Annotated in this window: 17 protein-coding genes; 9 read left to right on the plus strand and 8 right to left on the minus strand. The window is 41.7% G+C overall.

Annotation, left to right across the window (positions count from 1 at the left end):
- Positions 1 to 76: 76 nt before the first annotated feature.
- Complete coding sequence (locus NDN11_RS02995) at positions 77 to 655, plus strand: hypothetical protein (protein ID WP_251110732.1); 579 nt, start codon at positions 77 to 79, stop codon at positions 653 to 655.
- A 92-nt stretch (positions 656 to 747) separates the two neighbouring features.
- Here NDN11_RS02995 and NDN11_RS03000 read toward each other — a convergent pair whose 3' ends face one another.
- The 7 genes from NDN11_RS03000 to NDN11_RS03030 form a co-directional block, all read right to left on the minus strand.
- Positions 748 to 1,569, minus strand: coding sequence for an SDR family NAD(P)-dependent oxidoreductase (locus NDN11_RS03000; protein WP_251110733.1), 822 nt, complete (start codon positions 1,567 to 1,569; stop codon positions 748 to 750).
- A gap of 180 nt (positions 1,570 to 1,749) precedes the next feature.
- On the minus strand, positions 1,750 to 2,370 hold the full coding sequence (locus NDN11_RS03005; protein WP_251110734.1) for an NUDIX hydrolase: 621 nt from the start codon (positions 2,368 to 2,370) through the stop codon (positions 1,750 to 1,752).
- 180 nt (positions 2,371 to 2,550) lie between these two features.
- Positions 2,551 to 2,949 (minus strand): ribosome silencing factor, encoded by a 399-nt coding sequence (gene rsfS / locus NDN11_RS03010; protein ID WP_004655709.1) that lies wholly within the window; start codon positions 2,947 to 2,949, stop codon positions 2,551 to 2,553.
- Positions 2,950 to 3,030: 81 nt separating this feature from the next.
- Positions 3,031 to 3,825 (minus strand): hydroxypyruvate isomerase family protein, encoded by a 795-nt coding sequence (locus tag NDN11_RS03015; RefSeq protein ID WP_167251215.1) that lies wholly within the window; start codon positions 3,823 to 3,825, stop codon positions 3,031 to 3,033.
- 23 nt (positions 3,826 to 3,848) lie between these two features.
- Complete coding sequence (locus tag NDN11_RS03020; RefSeq protein ID WP_167251213.1) at positions 3,849 to 4,715, minus strand: NAD(P)-dependent oxidoreductase; 867 nt, start codon at positions 4,713 to 4,715, stop codon at positions 3,849 to 3,851.
- Positions 4,716 to 4,736: 21 nt separating this feature from the next.
- A complete protein-coding gene (locus NDN11_RS03025; protein WP_251110735.1) occupies positions 4,737 to 5,525 on the minus strand; it encodes a crotonase/enoyl-CoA hydratase family protein in 789 nt (262 codons plus the stop codon).
- 129 nt (positions 5,526 to 5,654) lie between these two features.
- On the minus strand, positions 5,655 to 8,465 hold the full coding sequence (locus NDN11_RS03030; RefSeq protein ID WP_251110736.1) for a GacS-like sensor histidine kinase: 2,811 nt from the start codon (positions 8,463 to 8,465) through the stop codon (positions 5,655 to 5,657).
- A gap of 148 nt (positions 8,466 to 8,613) precedes the next feature.
- Between NDN11_RS03030 and cysM the strand changes: the two genes are divergently transcribed.
- The 4 genes from cysM (at position 8,614) to NDN11_RS03050 (ending at position 14,220) form a co-directional block, all read left to right on the plus strand.
- On the plus strand, positions 8,614 to 9,537 hold the full coding sequence (gene cysM / locus NDN11_RS03035; RefSeq protein WP_005184808.1) for a cysteine synthase CysM: 924 nt from the start codon (positions 8,614 to 8,616) through the stop codon (positions 9,535 to 9,537).
- Between the two features lie 104 nt (positions 9,538 to 9,641).
- Complete coding sequence (locus NDN11_RS03040) at positions 9,642 to 10,463, plus strand: 3'-5' exonuclease (RefSeq protein WP_251110737.1); 822 nt, start codon at positions 9,642 to 9,644, stop codon at positions 10,461 to 10,463.
- A 9-nt stretch (positions 10,464 to 10,472) separates the two neighbouring features.
- Positions 10,473 to 11,882, plus strand: a complete 1,410-nt coding sequence (gene rlmD / locus NDN11_RS03045; protein ID WP_251110738.1) for a 23S rRNA (uracil(1939)-C(5))-methyltransferase RlmD — start codon at positions 10,473 to 10,475, stop codon at positions 11,880 to 11,882.
- A gap of 31 nt (positions 11,883 to 11,913) precedes the next feature.
- Positions 11,914 to 14,220, plus strand: coding sequence for a RelA/SpoT family protein (locus NDN11_RS03050; protein ID WP_167251203.1), 2,307 nt, complete (start codon positions 11,914 to 11,916; stop codon positions 14,218 to 14,220).
- A gap of 46 nt (positions 14,221 to 14,266) precedes the next feature.
- Here the strand turns inward: NDN11_RS03050 and NDN11_RS03055 are convergent, their stop codons facing one another.
- Positions 14,267 to 15,040 (minus strand): SDR family oxidoreductase, encoded by a 774-nt coding sequence (locus NDN11_RS03055; protein ID WP_251110739.1) that lies wholly within the window; start codon positions 15,038 to 15,040, stop codon positions 14,267 to 14,269.
- A gap of 102 nt (positions 15,041 to 15,142) precedes the next feature.
- Between NDN11_RS03055 and mazG the strand changes: the two genes are divergently transcribed.
- The 4 genes from mazG to folK all read left to right on the plus strand — a co-directional run bounded on the left by mazG (position 15,143) and on the right by folK (position 18,429).
- Complete coding sequence (gene mazG, locus NDN11_RS03060) at positions 15,143 to 15,949, plus strand: nucleoside triphosphate pyrophosphohydrolase (RefSeq protein ID WP_251110740.1); 807 nt, start codon at positions 15,143 to 15,145, stop codon at positions 15,947 to 15,949.
- The gene (locus NDN11_RS03065; RefSeq protein ID WP_251110741.1) at positions 15,918 to 16,346 is read left to right on the plus strand and encodes a ComEA family DNA-binding protein; all 429 of its coding nucleotides are present in this window, start codon (positions 15,918 to 15,920) and stop codon (positions 16,344 to 16,346) included. Before mazG ends, NDN11_RS03065 begins: the two co-directional genes overlap by 32 nt.
- 140 nt (positions 16,347 to 16,486) lie before the next feature.
- A complete protein-coding gene (gene pcnB / locus NDN11_RS03070; protein ID WP_167251195.1) occupies positions 16,487 to 17,944 on the plus strand; it encodes a polynucleotide adenylyltransferase PcnB in 1,458 nt (485 codons plus the stop codon).
- Positions 17,941 to 18,429, plus strand: coding sequence for a 2-amino-4-hydroxy-6-hydroxymethyldihydropteridine diphosphokinase (folK, locus tag NDN11_RS03075; protein WP_251110742.1), 489 nt, complete (start codon positions 17,941 to 17,943; stop codon positions 18,427 to 18,429). Before pcnB ends, folK begins: the two co-directional genes overlap by 4 nt.
- The last annotated feature ends 29 nt before the right edge of the window (positions 18,430 to 18,458 follow it).

The raw sequence follows: 18,458 nt of genomic DNA on the forward strand, positions 1-18,458 counted from the left end.
TTATTGCTTGAAAAAATAAAAATATCTTATAGACTAAAAATACTGATAATAATGCGCTCATGCATATTTTTACATCATGATTGAAGTCACAGTTCAAGAAGCATATGAAGACTATCCAATAAAAAAGATTATATTGAATGATTTAGATGTTGGTATGGAACGATCTATTTGGGTGTCTTCCAAAATTACCTGCTTAGATAAAGATAATAATTTTATCTATGAAGAAATAACCATAATTAATCGTTTAAATCGTATAGGTACAATTGAAATCTATGCGGGAGAAAAATATAACTTAGTGGCTTATACTGAACAATACTCAAGTCGAGAGGCCAAGAATAACGTTGATGTTTTTACTGTAGATCATTATATTTTAATCAATAATCAATTTGTATTGATGGCTAGAGATATAGATGAACATGATCTAAAGGGCGGTAGAATTAATCATTTCGACAAAAATGGAAATTTGTATTTTTATCGAATTGTTAATTTTGATCTATTCCCCCCTGAATCCCATAAAGAATATGACAAGGATGGTGGTGAGTTAGGTTTTTGGAATTTACACTTTATGGAAAATGAAGATATTTATAGAACTACAGGTAGTGTAACTCGTGAATTAGAACAGGCTGTAATTGAAAAATATAGAATTGATAATTAATTTTTACAGCAAAAAATAATGGATATTACCAAGCTGGTCTCAATCAGGATTGTAAAAGCCACCTTCGGGTGGCTTTTTATTTGGCTTGTTTTTTAAAGAAATTTTTCGACCAGTTGCATAGATTGCTGATATAGGTCGCGTGCCAATTGCTGATTCTTGGCATGTGAAGATTTCCAGTCAGGCATATGTGCGCTGACATATTCTCCATTGCGGTTTGCCCATTCATCTCCAATCGCCATTTTGCTAATGAGATTAGCAGGAACGGAAGTAGGAACTAAGCCTAATTTCATGGCGGCATAGACTGGTTTTGGTAGGTCACGATAAATATCAGAAGCGACGCCACCTGGATGCAGTGCATTATTGGTGATTGTACTACCTGCCAGTTGTTCTGCCAAAGCATTGCTGAACAGTAAATTCGCGAGCTTGGATTGTCCATAATAAAACAGCGGATTATAAAAGCCTTCTGCACGGAATTTATTAGGTTTGATTGAGCCTGCCCAATGTGCAATCGAGGCCAAATGGACAATACGTGCTTGAGGAGATTGTTTTAAAACGGGCAGCAGTTTTTGGGTCAATAAAAAATGACCGAGATAGTTGACGCCAAACTGTTGCTCAAAACCATCAACAGTCAGTTGCTTGGTTTTGGCAAATAAGCCTGCATTATTGATTAAAACATCTAGATTGCCATAGCGATCTGCAATTTCATCAGCTGCTTTTCGAGTCAATTCAAGGCTGTTTAGGTCGAGGGAGATGAGATCGACTTGCCCTTGATCGAGCGCCTGTAATTTGCGTTGTGCTTGTTGTGCTTTCTGTGGGTTTCGGCAAGCTAGAATCACGTGTTGCCCTTGTTTGACCAACTGCTCTGCTGTGGCAAAACCAATGCCTGTATTGGCACCTGTAATCAGTATTTTCACTTCCTGTACTCCAGTTATGCTATTTATTGGTGGGATTGCAAGAATCTGTATAGTGCTGCAATTTTGACAATTTGTCATGTCAAATTTAAAGTTGGGAGATGACTGGCATTTGCTCGTCCTTAGATGGCAAAGATGTTTTCCTTGGGGATTATGCTTGTTGATGGATTTTAGAATTGAGCATTAGTCGAAATAAGTATTCTCAGGTAATCCTTGTAATAACTCAAAAAATTGATGGATTTGTGCTTCGGTAACACGTGCTGTTGAAATTGGAGGTAATTCATCCTTGCCAAAGAAAGCCACCTCTGAGGTTTCGATGCTTGGCTTGAGTTCACCACCAATCAGTTCACACCAAAAAAAGGCTTTATACACGTGCAAGAACATGGCGGGGTGAGGGTGCTTTCTACGATCTGTGAGTGCGAGGAGTCTAACGGCCTTCACCTCTAACCCAGTTTCTTCAAGGACTTCTTTTTCAGCATTTTCTGCAGCGGAATATCCAACATCTGCCCAACCTCCAGGAATAGACCATAAGCCATCCTGTGTCTCTTTGGCTAATAGAAGTTTATCGTCCTTAAAGACAACAGCGCGCACATCGATTTTAGGTGTTGCATAGCCAATATCTTGTAGTACATTGGGGATAAAAAGAGTGGTATCAATTTCTTTTAATTCAATCAAGGTGCGGACATGATCAAGTAATTGCTCATAACGCTCTTTATCGTACACATCTTTGCTGTAGTGCAAACCTGATTGAGCTAATCCTGTAATTTTATTGAGTGTTTCAATCCATGCGGCTGAATCTTTCATCTTATTCTAGCTGTACTTGAAGAGAAGATTTAATACTAGCATTACGATTATATTTTACAACGAATGGTCGGAAATTTAGGGTTAAATCGGCTTGTGCTATGCCCGTATTTAGCGCCACCTCTTTGCTTACATATCCCATATAAAAAAAGCGACCTATTCGGTCGCTTTTTTTGAAGAGATTTACGCTACAGATTCGGGCGCACGCCATAGGCTTTCTAAGTCGTAGAACTTACGCGCGGTTGGTAGCATTACATGTACCACAACGAAACCGAGGTCGATTAAGATCCATTCAGCATCGCGTTCACCTTCGACACCGATTGGGCGGAAACCTGCTTTACGTGCTTCATCAGCAACATTGTCTGCAAGGGCTTTAACATGACGAGTCGATGTGCCGCTTGCAATCACAATTGCATCGGCAACATTACTGATCGTACTTACGTCAAGTTCAAGAATATCTTTGGCTTTTACATCAGTGAGAGCTTCATGTACAACGTTTAGGCACGCTTGTACATCTTTGTTCGCTGTTTTGATTTTTAGGTCGTGAGAATTAGAAGCGCTGGGCGATGGTTCTAAATTCATAGAGGGTATATTTTCCTGACAATTGCTCATTGTCAAATATACCGTTTTTCTCTAAAAAGTTCAAATTTTAGCAGTAACAGTTTATGTATTCACATCATTGGAAAAGTACTTCTTTTTCCATGCAAAAGATTGATCTGACTGAGTTTTTGGTCTGTATTCTGCTGCAATGAGACCTCGATAGTCACTTTGTAGTAACCAGTCAAAGATTTGTTTATAGGGGATATTTCCCGTATCTGGTTCGTGGCGGCCTGGACAGTCGGCAAATTGGATATGTCCAATTTGATGCAAGTTTTCCTGTAAACCAGCCAAAACATCTTCACCCATCATTGCCATGTGGTAACAGTCATATTGCATTTTCAGGGCAGGGTGGTTGATGGCTTCCAGCATTTCTTGTGCTTGAGCAATATTTTGAACTAAGAAACGTGGCATATCGTTGCCATTAATCATTTCAAAAACAGGTTCAATACCTTGTTCAGTTAACATATGACAAGCCAGTTTTAGATTGTTGGATAGGGTGTTAAGACAGGGGAGTAGATCTGCATCAAGAGGCTGTTTACCTGCCAGAATATTCACACGTGGAACATTTAATGCATTGGCATAGGTAATGGCGAGTTCAAGTGCTTGGTGAAATTCGACTTCACGACCAGGTATACCTGCAAGCCCATTGCCGCCTTGCATTAAATCGCCCGCAGGAACATTAATCAGGCAGAGAGATAAATTATATTGTTCAAGTTGGGTTCGAATATCAATAATGTCGAGTTCATAAGGAAATTGAATTTCCACATGCTGAAAACCGTGAGCTTGCGCTAAGGCAAAACGCTCAATTAAAGGGACTTCAGTAAAGATCATGGATAAATTGACTGCAAGATGGCTCATTTTCAGACTCCCCGAATCAATAATTATTGTTCTATATATTGAATGATAGTCGCTAAATCCTTATCGGCAAAGCCATTTTCTTGGTGAGCTTGTAACTGTAATAAGGCTTTTTGTGCCACAGGTATCTTTAAGTTAAAACTTTGCGCTAGATGTAACGCATTGTTTAAATCTTTTGATAAGGTTTGCACTTTCCATTGTACTGGCTCAAAAGTATGAGTTGCCATACGCGGTGCAAGGATTTGAAAGGGTTTAGAATCAGCAAAACCACCTGCGAGTGCAGGAGCAAGTAAACTTGTATCTACACCTGCTTGCTCTGCAAGGGCAACGGCTTCGGCGATCAGTGTGCTGTTGGCTGCAACAATCAATTGATTACAAATCTTGGTGGCCTGCCCCGTGCCTGACTCTCCCATACGGGTAACGCGCTGTGACAAGACATTGTAAATTGGAGTGAGCTGTTGAATAGTTGCAGCATCTCCACCAGCAAAAATAACCAATGTACCTTGTTCAGCTCCCATAGTTCCGCCTGATACAGGGGAGTCAATCCATGTGACCTGTTGTTGTTGCGCAGATTGAGCCAATTGTTGCGTCGCAGACACCGATAAGCTCGAGAAATCAACGATGATCTGCTCAGTTTTTAAATAGGGTTGAATTTGCGAGAAAACACTTTGCACCGCTTGATCGTCAGCTAAACAGGTCAAAATAACAGGATAGCTTGCGATATCATTTAGTACTAATAATGAAGCACCTTGTTGCTGCAAAGGTTCACATGCAAGTGGGCTACGGTTCCAGACCGCCACAGGATAACCTGCTTGCAATAGTCGGCTGGCCATACGTGTGCCCATTAAACCCATACCTAAAAAAGCGATTGGTGTTTTTTGATTCGCATGCATGTGAATGTACTCAAGTCGTGATTATTTATATTGGCGCGGTAAAAATTGAACTTCTGGATTTTTGTCTTTTTTACGTGCCAGGCTGCTGTTTTTACCTAAAATTAGTTTTAATTGCCAAAGTTTTTCTAAGCGTAATGCTTTTTCAGGTTGGTGTTCCATCGCATCCAAAACACGCTTGGCTGCCATAATTGCATCAGGTGAACGTTGTAAAATCTCTTCGGCAATGCTGTTTGCTTTGGCTAATGGATTAGCATCCAAATGTGTCACTAAACCAATTTCTTTGGCGTATTCAGCATCAAATATACGTGCCGTTAAGGTCAATTCTTTAGCCAAATCAACACCAATGAGACCTTTTAATGAGCGTGTCAGTCCCATATCGGGTACAAGACCCCAGCGACTTTCCATAATTGACATTTGCGTACTTGGTGTCGCGATACGGATATCTGCTGCCAGAGCCAGTTGCATGCCTGCACCAAAGCAATAACCTTCAATTGCTGCGATGACTGGGATTGGTAGGTTTTGCCAGATCAAGAATGCTTTTTGGAATAAGCTTTGACCTGGTTTGATTAGTTCCCATGCGGCAAATGCGGTGTTTTTAGGATTGTTTAAATCAGAAAGGTCGATGCCTGCACTAAAGACTTGTGCTTCACCAGTGAGAATGACACAGCGGATTGAACGGTCTTTTTCAATTTTTTTTGCAGTTGCCACCAGCTCTTTGAGTAAGGCAAAGCTCATTGCATTACGTTTATCTGGACGGTTTAAGGAAACTGTTGCGATTCCATTGTTCTTTTCAACGCGTAAAAGTGCCATCTGCCTTACTCTTATTGTGTTTGATGAGGCAGCATAGCATGAGTCTTTAGGTTGAAACATGACAGGCCAGTCACAAAAAGGACTGCCCGTATTTTAATCATTGATTATCCAATATCCCAACTTGCTGCGTTAGGAGTCGTGGGCATGTAGGATTAAGTTAGCAGCTTGTCTCACTTGTTCAATCGCTGTGCTAAGTTCATTGAAACGATGGGTGGTTTCACGAATAAACACATCATCTGCTTTACGGCGTTCTTTGCGTAAGGTCGAGACAAATTGTTCAAATTCACCTGAGACTTGCTGTAAATTTGGGGTACCAACATAACGGGTTGCGCCATAAAGACGATGTAGGACATGCTCCAATTGTGGAAAATCTTCCATCTCAATCAGTTGCTGCATTTCCGCCAATTCCGTATCAAAACTATCCACCAGCATATTTAATAAATCTTGTGCCAGATCTTCTTTGTTGGCTGCAAGTTGCACGCTTTGTTGCCAATTCAGGATTTGAGGGTCAATTGATTCAATTGGTCGCTTAGGTTCAATGCTCGCAGGTTGGGCACTGAAATTATTTTTGGTCCAATGCGTCAGAATTTGAATGATTTGCTCCATCTGAATTGGCTTGGTTACATAATCATTCATACCAACTTTGAGCAGTTTCTGCTTTTCATCCGCCAAAGCATGTGCTGTGAGGGCAATAATTGGCAGTTGCATCCCGTTATCAAGTGTTGATTCCAATGAGCGAATGGCGCGAGTGGTATCAATCCCTGACATCACTGGCATTTGAATGTCCATAAATACCAAATCAAACGGTGGCGATTTTTGTTCTATTCGCTCTTGAATAATGTCGATGGCCTTTTGTCCACTTAACGCTTTGGTGGTGGTGACATTGAGCTCACCGAGTAAGGCCTCAAGTACAATCAAGTTAGGTAGGTGATCATCTACAGCCAAGATGTGTAAACCTTGACCATTAAAGTCTTCTGGTTCTTGTTCAAAAACAGGCTCATTGCCGAGTAGCTGTACCAGCTCACGACGACTTAACGGTTGATAGAGTGGGCGAGCACGATACTCATTGAGCATGTTTGGCTCAAGACTCATCTGATAACCATAAACAGCCAAGTTACCATGATAACGCTGACGAATCTCTTTGAGTAAAGCCTCTGTATCACCACTATGATCTACAATCAGCCACGTATTTTCTTGTTGATTCAGATGATTCAAACGGCTGAATAAATCCAGAATCGATTGGGTCTCAATATGTGAGACATGGTAATTTTCGAGGTATGAACGCAATACGCTGGCCGTTGCTGGGTGGGCAAGATAAGAAACCACTTGCAAATGCTCGAAACGTGGATGCTCCACAAACTCATCTTGCTCCTCAACTTTAAATGAAGCCGTGAACCAGAAGGTTGAGCCTTTTTCGGTTGGAGCACGTTCTTGGTTATCTTCAAAGCCAATTTGACCATGCATCAAATGCACCAGCTGTTTGGAAATGGCCAGACCAAGCCCTGTGCCACCGAATTGACGTGTCACCGATGCATCGCCCTGAGAGAACGATTCAAATAACTTTTTACGATCTGTACCACTTAGACCAATACCGCTGTCTTGTACACTAAAGTGCAGTAGGCATTGTCCGATCTCATCATCTTCCATGCGCACACGAACAATGATTTCCCCATCAGGCGTGAATTTGATCGCATTGGAAATCAGATTGGTCAGAATCTGTTTAAAGCGTAGAGCATCACCGACCACATGTTTTGGAATATTCTCTGCATAGTAGAAGGCCATATTGATATGCTTTTGTGCCGCCAAAGGCGAGAGCATATCCATTACATCAAAAATGGCTTCTTCAAGGTCAAAGGGTGCCGTTTCAAGCTCGAGTTTACCTGCATCAATTTTAGAGAAATCCAACACGTCATTGATCAGTGCCAACAGATGTGCCGATGATTTTCGGATGGTTTGCAGGTAGAGGTTTTGCTCATTGCTTAGGTTTTGCTGACGTAATAATAAGTGAATAAAGCCATCAATACTGTTCAGCGGTGTTCTGAGTTCATGGCTGATGTTGGCCAAAAAAACCGACTTCGATTGATTGGATGAAATCGCTTGGTCACGTGCTTGGCGGTAGGTAATGTTCTGGACTTCTAATGTATCGAGTGTTCGACGTAAATCTTCTTCGGTTTGCTCGGTATGTTCTTTTAATTCTAGGAAACTAAAGTGCAGACGCTTCACCACATTGGCGATATCACGCTGTAGTAAACGCAGTTCACCGGTACTATTCACCACAATATGCTGATCGAGGGTATCGGCATTAAGGCGTTGCATTTGCATGCGGATTTCATACAGTGGCGCAAGCCAGCGACGAGAGAATACATTTAAACAGAACAGTAGAATCAGTATGGTGATCAGTCCAGTCACGACCAAGGACAGCAGAATTTTATAACGGGCCAATTCCAGAGGTTGATTATCTAATTCAATCATCAACCAAACAGAATTTGGGTCGCTACTGTCGAGTTTCGAACCATAAATGCTGTTGTGATTATGCGAAATTGGGCCAAAGAAATTACTGTTTTCTGGAAAATTCGGCCAAAAGCGATTGTTTTGATAGCCAACGCTTAAATAAGTCTGACCACGGTTATCAATCAGAACGGCACGCTGTAAATTTTTTTCATCAAACATTTTCTGCATGATGTTTTGGGCGCGATCATATTGATCAGGCTGTTCTTGTACCAAGCGTAATAAATCATTCGCGGTTTGATGGTAACGTGCCAAAATCGCAGAAGCATCAGAGCGTTGTTGTGATTTTGCAGAGCTAGTGGTTTCGGATAAAACCCAAAGAATGCCAACACCTGTCAAGATGGCAATTGGCACTAAAATAAGTGCAATTAACTGCCCATAAGCATGATTGAGGCGTAAGCGTTTCGATATGGTCTTATTGAAATTTGACATAGTACGGTCAGATTTATCATTCTGCGCAACATCTTAGCACGCTTTGTGAAAATCAAGGACATCTGCTTGCCAATAAAAAGCATAGTGAAAAGGTGCAGTATCTCTATTTTTTTCATACAATAGCGCCACCTTGATATCGGTGTCGATCATGACGAATACGCAAACTGATTTTTTAGCAGATGATTTTTTACTGGATTACTATGTCGGTAAAACCCCTTTGGTGCGTTTGCAGCGTTTAGCGTGTCATACCCAAGCCACGGTATTAGCAAAATTAGAAGGCAATAACCCTGCAGGTTCGGTAAAAGACCGTCCAGCTTATAACATGATTGTGCAAGCGGAAAAGCGTGGACAAATTCAACCGGGTGATACCTTGATCGAAGCGACCAGTGGTAACACAGGTATTGCTTTGGCGATGGTTGCAGCAATGCGCGGCTATAAAATGAAACTGATCATGCCAAACAACATGAGTCAGGAACGTAAAGATGCAATGTTAGCCTATGGTGCCGAGTTGATTGAAGTTACTCAGCAGCAAGGTATGGAAGGCGCCCGTGACCTTGCTTTACAAATGCAGGCGGAAGGCAAAGGCTTTGTACTGAATCAGTTTGGTAATCCTGATAATGTCGAGGCACATTACCTGACCACAGGTCCAGAAATCTGGAAGCAAACAGGTGGCAAGATTACCCATTTTGTCAGTTCTATGGGAACAACTGGAACCATCATGGGCGTCTCTAAATATTTGAAAGAACAAAATCCTGATATTCAGATTGTCGGCTTACAACCTTCTGATGGTTCAAGCATTGCTGGGATTCGCCGTTGGCCTGAAGAATATTTGCCGACGATTTTTGATCGCAGTCGTGTAGACCGTATTATCGATATTCCACAGATTGAAGCAGAAAAAACCATGCGTAAACTGGCACGTACGGAAGGTATTAGTGCGGGGACATCTTCAGGTGGTGCGGTTTGGGCATCGATTAAAATTGCTGAAGAAAATCCTGATGCGGTGATTGTCTGCATTATCTGTGATCGCGGTGATCGCTACTTATCCACAGGATTGTTCTCAGTACAAGATTAGAATCTCCTTTACGGAGCTATAGCCGCTCCTCACCTCTTTTTAAAAGAAGGGGGATTCCTCCCTTTATAAAAGGGAGGTTGGGAGGGATTTGAAGAGATGTTAAGATGAATTTACGGTTCCCAATTTTAGTTTTTGATATTGAGACCCTGACCGATTTAAAGTCTGGTGCACATCTTTATCACCTTGATTTACCTGAAGCAGATGTAGAGCAGGCGCTCACCAAAATTCGTCGCCAAGAGTCGGGGATGGATTTTCAACGTCTGCCTTTGCATGAAATTGTCTGTATTTCTGGCTTATGGATTGATGAAAAAGGCTATCGCCTGTTTTCATTTAGTCAGGAACAGCATAGCGAAGCTGAAATGTTGTCAAAATTCTTATCGATCTTTGATAAGAAACAACCAACACTCGTTAGTTGGAATGGTTCGCAATTTGATTTGCCTGTCATTTTATTTCGTGCCATGTATCATGGTTTGTCTGCACCGAGCTTGTTTGATCAAGGTGAAATCGATCAGCAAAAGCGCTTTAACAACTATCAAAACCGTTATCACCATCGTCATGTTGACTTGATGGATGTGATGGCAATGTTTAATGGTCGTAATTTCCAGAAATTGGATGATATGGCTTGTTTACTTGGTTTTCCTGGCAAGCGCGGAGAAGCAGGGTATCATGTGCCTGAATATGTCCGTAACAAACAATGGTTAGAATTGACAAGCTATTGTGAAGGTGATGTGTTGAATACATGGTTGGTCTATCTTCGCTGGTTATTATTAAAAGGCCAGTTGAATCAACAGGATCACCAATATTTACTGCAATCCACCATTGATTATTTACAAACGCAAACGCAACAAACAGATTTTTTACAGGTATGGCAGCAAACATCGCAATATACTGTATTCACCGCAGATACTTTTGCGCCAAAAAATTAGGTTCATCTTTTGAAACACAAAGCGAAACAACGTCCAACGCAATATCCAAGCTATACCTTTCAAATCGAGGCATTTTCTCATGAGGGGCGAGGCATTGCGCACTATGGAACGCATCCAGATCATCCTAAAGAAAAACACGGCAAGAAAGTTTTTATCCGTTATGCCCTTGTTGGTGAAACGGTGCAGGCCAAGATTACCAATCAAACTTCACGCTTAGAAGAAGCGGACATGGTCAAGCTAGAAAGTGAGGCCGCTGAGGGGCGAGTTGATCCTATTTGTCCACATTTTGGGGTGTGTGGTGGTTGTAGTCTGCAACATATTCATCCTGATGAACAGATTCTATTAAAACAGAATGTTTTAAAATCTCATTTACAACATTTTGCAGGGTTACAGCCTGAACAATGGCTCGATCCGATTCGTTCGGTTAAGCCAGATTATCGTCGTCGTGCCCGAATTGGGGTACGTTATATTGCCAAGCAAAACCGATTGGTAATGGGTTTCCGTGAGCATCATAGTAATCATTTAACTGCAGTACAGCAGTGTAAAGTGCTTGATCAAACCTTATCCGAAAGTTTACCAGAACTTAAAAAACTACTCGAAAGTCTTACAGGCAAAGCCCACATTGGTCATATAGAATTGGCCATGGGAGACAGCGAGGTTGCATTGTTAATTCGTCACTTAGATGAATTAAATGTGTCGGATGTCAACCAATTACGTCAATTTACGTTACTCAAAGGATGGCAATTGTATTTGCAACCAAAAGGGGCGGATAGCTTACATCGCATAGATGATTCACAAGCCGAAATGCGTTTGCATTATAGTTTGGATGATTTTGCAGTCAAATTTGCCTTTTCGCCCTTAGACTTTACCCAAGTCAACAGTGGTGTAAATGCGCAGATGATTCACTTGGCATGTGAATTGCTTCAATTACAGAAAGGGGAAAGAGTACTAGACCTATTTTGTGGGCTAGGTAATTTTTCACTCCCGATTGCACGTTGTGTGGGTGAGGTAGGTCAAGTGGTCGGTGTTGAAGCGAGTGATGAGATGGTTCGTAGGGCAACTGAGAATGCGCAAGCAAATCATTTGTCTCAGGCGGTGTTCTTTTCACAAGATTTAACAAAAGACTTTTCGCATCATTCTTGGGCGAAACAAGGATTTGATGCATTATTAATTGATCCTCCAAGATCGGGTGCGTTTGAAGTTATGCAATATGTACCAAATTTTGGAGCGAAAAGAATCGTTTATGTTTCATGTAACCCATCAACACTGGCAAGGGATGCAGGTGTACTGGCACAATATGGCTATCAACTGAAGAAAGCTGCGGTCATGGACATGTTTACGCATACTGAACATGTTGAATCGATTGCCCTGTTTGAAAAAGTTGAGCGGCTTGAAAAAATCGAAGAGATAAACGATTAAAAAATGAGTTACATATCCAGAGGAGAAAGGTATGGTCACAGTACGTGAGCAGTTACCTGGACGGCTTCAAGAGCTGTCTGAGGAAGCGACTGTAGAACATGCCGCTGAAGCGCAAAGTAGTCTAGTCTCTTGGCTAGATCGAGTGCGTGGTATTTTGGATGGGGCAGAGCTGAAGCAACTTCAACAGGTTGCGGAGCTGACCTTAGCAAAAGAGTTACAAGCGACGGGAAATCATCGTATCAATACCTTTAGTACAGGGATTGGTATGGCGGATATTTTGGCCCATTTACATGTCGATGAAGACACGCTTTCAGCGGCAGTGTTATATCGTAGTGTACGTGAAGGTTTGATTACCTTAGAGGATATTCAACAACAGTTTGGCGAGCAGGTTTTGGGTCTGGTGAAAGGCACACTTGCGATGGGTAAACTGTCTGAGTTGATTGAAAAGAACAAACGTTTAGAAGATCACTTTAATAATAACCAGCGCGAACACTTAAACGGCATTTACAAAATGTTGATTTCTGTGACGGAAGACGTGCGGGTTGTATTGATCAAACTGGCAGAGCGAACCTATGCACTGCGTGAATTGGCAACCGCAAGTAAAGAACGTCAAGAACGTGTAGCACGTGAAATTCTTACCATTTATTCACCACTAGCGCATCGTTTAGGGATCGCCCAGCTTAAGTGGGAATTGGAAGATCTCGCCTTTCGTTATTTAGCCCCAGAACGCTATAAAGAGATTGCTTCTTTACTCAATGAGAAGCGTTTGGAGCGTGAGCAGTATATTCAGTTTGTCATCGATAAATTGAAAACTGAACTGGCGGCCTATGATATTCAGGCTGAAATCACAGGGCGTGTGAAGCACATTTATTCGATTTATCGAAAAATGAAAAGCAAAAATCTAAGCTTCGATCAGCTTTACGATATTCGCGCAGTGCGTGTATTGGTGAAAAGTGTCCCAGATTGTTATCACGCTTTGGGTATCGTACATCAGATATGGCGGCATATTCCGAACCAGTTTGATGACTATGTCACCAATCCGAAAGCCAATGGTTATCGTTCATTGCATACCGCTGTGATTGCTGAGAATAAATCTCTGGAAGTACAAATTCGTACCTTTGAGATGCATAACGAAGCGGAATTGGGTGTGTGCTCGCACTTTAACTATAAAGAAGGTGCCAAGAATACCGATCATTCCTTTAATGATCGGTTACATTCATTACGTGCTGTGCTTGAGCATTATCAAGAGCGTACTGAAACCACACCGCATGGTGAAGATGAAGAATCGAATGGTATTGATCAAATTCAAGATTTTGAGAATTTTGAAAAGATCTATGTATTTAGCCGTGATGGGGATATCAAAGAATTACCACGTGGTTCAACTGTTTTAGACTTTGCGTACCATGTACATACCGAAGTGGGGAACAAGTGCTATGCGGCACGTGTCAACCAACGTTATGTGCCTTTAACCTATACTTTAAAGACAGGTGAGCAGGTTGAGATTTTAACCAAGAAAGATCGTGAACCGAACCGTGACTGGTTGGTGAACTCCTTGGGTTATATCAAGACCGCACGTGCGCGTGACAAGCTACGTCATTGGTTTAGACAGCAAGATCGCAGTAAGAATGTTGAAGTTGGGCGTGAGTTACTCAATAAAGAGTTAGCCCGTTTAGCAATTCACCCAAAAAGTATTGATCTGAAAGATTATTCATCACATTTTAACTTGAAATCTGGTGATGATATTTTGGTTGCATTGGTCAGCGGTGATATCAGTCTGCATGCCTTGATGAATCAAGTGAATCGTCAGATGCACTTGGATCAGGACGAACCAGAGCTGGTATTAAAACCTGCCTTAAACCCGCGTGCTAGTCATACTTTATCGGCACATGGGATTCTGATTGATGGGTTGGATAATGTTGAACTGCATATTGCGCAATGTTGTCAGCCTGTGCATGGTGAGTCGATTGGCGGTTATATTACTTTGAATCGTGGTGTCAGCATTCACAAAATTGCTTGCCCAGATTACTTACGGATGACCACCCAAGAGCCTGAGCGTGCTGTTGAAGCCGATTGGGAAATGCAGCCAACACGCGGACAGAGTGTGCAGATCGTGGTGGAAGCTTATGATCGTCGTGGTTTACTCAAAGATCTGACGCAGGTGATTTTCTCAGACCAAATCAATATTCGTCAGGTCAATACCATTTCTGAGGCAGATGGTATTGCCAATATGAAATTGTTGATTGAAGTCAAAGGTTTGGCACAATTGTCTCGTTTATTGGCTCGTCTAGAGCAGCAACCAGGGATTATCAGTGCTAGACGTTTGGTTCAAGGAAGCTAGACAATAAAATAAAAAAAGCTGCATTTCGATGCAGCTTTTTTTATATCTAACGTTTCGCTAAAAAGATATTTGTGAGTCGGTTTAAGAATTGCGGACTAATGCTCGATAACTGATACATCAGTTTGGTTTTTATCCCCACAGGTGTATGAGTTGGGATTAAGGCGTGATCTTTTTGTTGTGCCAAATGCAGCACTTGTTTTGCGACATCGGCAGGGGTTAAATCCACACCAATATTTTGAATGCTGCCTGCATCCATGTCTTTCACCATATTGGTTTGTACAAATAGCGGCATGACGTCTAAGACACGAATATTATATTTTTGCCATTCCACATCCAAGGCTTCTGTTAAACCACGAACAGCAAACTTACTGGCTGAATACGAGGCAAGATCGGCTTGACCATAAATGGCTGAGGCTGAGGACAGGTTAATCACTCGCGCAAAGCTGGCTTGTTGTAGATATGCTAAGGCTGTGTGACAGCCATTGAGAACACCCTTAACGTTAATATCAATGGTGCGATGATGTGATTGAATCGAGGTATTCTCAAATGCTCCAGAATAGAGAATCCCTGCATTATTGACCAAGATATTCAGTTCACCTGCCCAATTCTTAAACTCCTGTAGTGCGATCTGCCATTGACGGTGATTGCTGACATCGAGGTAGCCTGCTTTGGCATTATCTCCCAGTTGTTCTGCTAAGACCTGAGCTTGTTCTTCGTTGATATCATAGATGCCGACTTTAAAGCCTTTTTGGTGAAATAAACGTGCGATTTCAGCACCAATTCCTTGTGCAGCCCCACTTATAAAAACACTATATTGCATTGCGTTCCCTTGCTTTATATTGATAATTTTTGCGTGCGTGTATATTACGCATAAGCTTGTTCAAGCTGCAACAATTTGGCTAACCTAGTTTTGGAGATCACCATGGAAAAGTTATTGGCAATCATGCAAGAATTAAGACAAAAATGCCCATGGGATCAACAGCAAACACCTGAAAGTTTAACCCGTTATGCCATTGAAGAGGCGTATGAGGTTGAGGCTGCAATTCGCTCAGGGGAGATCGATGACATCCGCAATGAACTCGGCGATTTATTGTTACAAGTGGTTTTTCAATCTCAAATGTTTGATGAGAAAGGATTATTTAACTTTCAAGATGTGGTAGAAGCCATTTGTGAAAAATTAATTCGTCGTCATCCGCATGTATTTCAGGCTGAAAAATATCAAAATTTGGATTCTGAGCAGGTCGGTGAGTTATGGAAACAAATCAAACAGCAAGAAAAACAAGGTAAGATACAGTCAAGGCTAGATGAGATTAAACATGCACCAGCTTTGGTTCAGTCACATGAAATTCAGAACAAAGCAGCTCAGTTAGGCTTTGATTTTGAAAGTGTGGATGATGCTTATGCCAAATTAGATGAAGAGTTAGAAGAATTACAACAGGCGATAACAAGCCAAGATGTTGATCATATTCAAGAAGAGTTTGGTGATTGTTTATTTTCTTTAATCAATGTTGGGCGAAAGTTGGGGCTGTCGAGTGAGACTGCACTACTGGCAACAATTCATAAATTTAGAAGCCGTTTTGCTTTTATTGAACAACAAGCTCAACATCAACAGAAAGACTTGCAAAATATGAGTTTGGCAGAAATGGACGAACTCTGGGAGCAAGCCAAACAACAATTAAAATCTCAGGAGAAAGACAATGAAGTTGCCGCATCAGCGCAGCAAACTTAAATTTTTTATAGGCTTTATTCTCTGCTTGGGAGGTGTTACACACCTCCACGCACAGCAATTTGATCAATCTTATCAGCAGTGGAAGGCACAGCAACAGGCACGTGATCAGCAATTGGCTAAACAGTCTGACAATAATTATTATTTAGCTCGTCCCACACAACAGCAAAATTCTAATCAAGTTTCATCATCTGTAAATATTCAAGGCGGTAAAATTAGCTTAAATCAAGCGAGCTTACAGCAGTTACAGACGCTCAGTGGTGTTGGTGAAAAAAAGGCACAGGCGATTATGGAGTATCGGCAAAAAAATGGTGGTTTTAAAAGCATCGATGAATTAATGAATATCAAAGGGATTGGGCCAAAACTACTTGAAAAAAATAAGAGCAAGCTCATGTTGTAAACTTGAGAATGTAAAAATCGGATTGATTAGATAGACTGAACTGTTGAAACTTCCAACAGAATAAATTGCCCTTTGTGTGTGTTAGAGCTATGATTAGCGACAAATTGTTATTTACGTCCTGACGTAGGAGACAGTGTCTTTTGCAAACTTTGCGTGCGTCAAAATGTGGTTTGTCCACAACTCAACTTCCTTCCTCAATTTTAGATGTGATTGATAGTCTGACGAAAGCAGGCTACGAGGCATATATTGTGGGTGGCGGTGTTCGAGATATGATGTTAGGTCTTAATCCAAAGGATTTTGACGCGGTTACTAATGCTACACCAGCTCAAGTGAAAGAGGTTTTTGGTCGACGTTGCCGAATTATCGGACGACGTTTTGAGTTAGCACATGTATATTCTGGTCGCGAACTGATTGAAGTTGCGACATTTCGCGCCCCACCGAAAAAAGCAGTCACCAGTGCATCTGGTATGATTCTTCGTGATAATAACTGGGGAACGATTGAGCAAGACTTTGCTCGTCGAGATTTTTCGATCAACACATTATATTACCAACCGCGTAAAGGCATCGTTCTTGATTTCTGCCATGCGGTAGATGATATCAATACGCGAACTTTACGTTTCCTCGGCGAACCTGCACAGCGTTTTGAAGAAGATCCTGTGCGGATGTTGCGCGCTTTGCGCTTTGCTGCAAAATTAAACTTCCAGATTGATCAATCCATTCTTGATGTTTTTGATGTTGAGATGACGCAATTATTGCGTGATGTCTCGCCACATCGTTTATATGACGAATCGCAAAAACTATTTACTATGGGACATCTGACGCGTGTTCTGCCGATGTTGATTGAGTTTGGTGTTTGGAAACAACTCTTTGCTGAAATTCCACCAAATCTTACTGCATTTATTGAGCGCGCAGCACGAAATACGGATCAACGAATTCAAATTGGTAAAACCATTAATCCCGCATTTTTCTATGCGGTGTTGTTATGGAAACCTTTCTTGGAACGCTGTGAGTTCTATCTGAACAAAGGCGTTGTGCCAGCGGAAGCACGTGCACAAGCAGGTTTGGATGTGCTTAAGCGTCAAGCAACACGAACCATTATCCCTCGTTTTGCTGAAACTTTTATTCGTGAAGTTTGGGAAATGCAAACGCGTTTGTTGAATCCTAAACCACAGCAGATTGAAGCCTTGGCAGGACATGCACGTTTCCGTGCAGGATTCGACTTTTTGTTATTACGTGAAAAAGCGGGTGATAGCAGTACTGAAGGGATGGGTATTTGGTGGGAAGCTTACCAAGAAATGACCACAGACCAGAAAGAAGCTGCAATTCGTCAATACAACCGTCAACGTAGTAAGACACGCCGTAAGGTGGCAGTTGAGGTGGATGAACCGAAGACAACTGAAATCGAGCCTTTGGTCAATGTACCTGAGCCGAGAAGTCGTCGAGGTAAAAAAGAGCGTGTTAGAGTCGATGAATCAGCGACTCGTTTTATTGAAAAAGCATCTTCGACTTCAGGTCAAATCAATGCTGATCATCCGATTCTCAAGCGTAAACGTGTACAACGCGATTTAAGCCATGTTGTTTTCGGACCGACACAATGACCATTCGTACCTATATTGGTCTTGGTAGTAACTTAGGTGATTCGCAACAGATTCTGAGTGAAGCTGTTGCGAAGTTAGCGGGTTTAGGTCCTGTCACAGTATCTCGACTCTATCAAAGTCCACCGATGGGCCCACAAGATCAACCCAACTATTTAAATGCTGTCGTTCAACTAGATACTACACTTGCACCGCTTGATTTACTTGATCAATTACAACAATTTGAGCAAGAGTCTGGACGTGTCCGGTTACGACGTTGGGGAGAGCGTACGCTTGATCTGGATTTACTGATCTATGGTCAAGAGCAGATTCAAAATGAACGTTTGACCGTGCCACACATTGGTCTTTTGCAACGTGATTTTGTGATCATTCCCTTATTAGATTTAGATGCTCATTTACAATTGAATGGTCATTTTTTAAAAGATTTAGAACTGGTACAGCAAGCAAACTTGACTGTAATAGCAGACCAGTCTTGGGCAACCGCTTAAGACTGTTTCGTTCTGGAAACGCCTGTAGA

It is taken from the genome of Acinetobacter sp. C26M, assembly GCF_023702675.1.
Taxonomy (GTDB): domain Bacteria; phylum Pseudomonadota; class Gammaproteobacteria; order Pseudomonadales; family Moraxellaceae; genus Acinetobacter.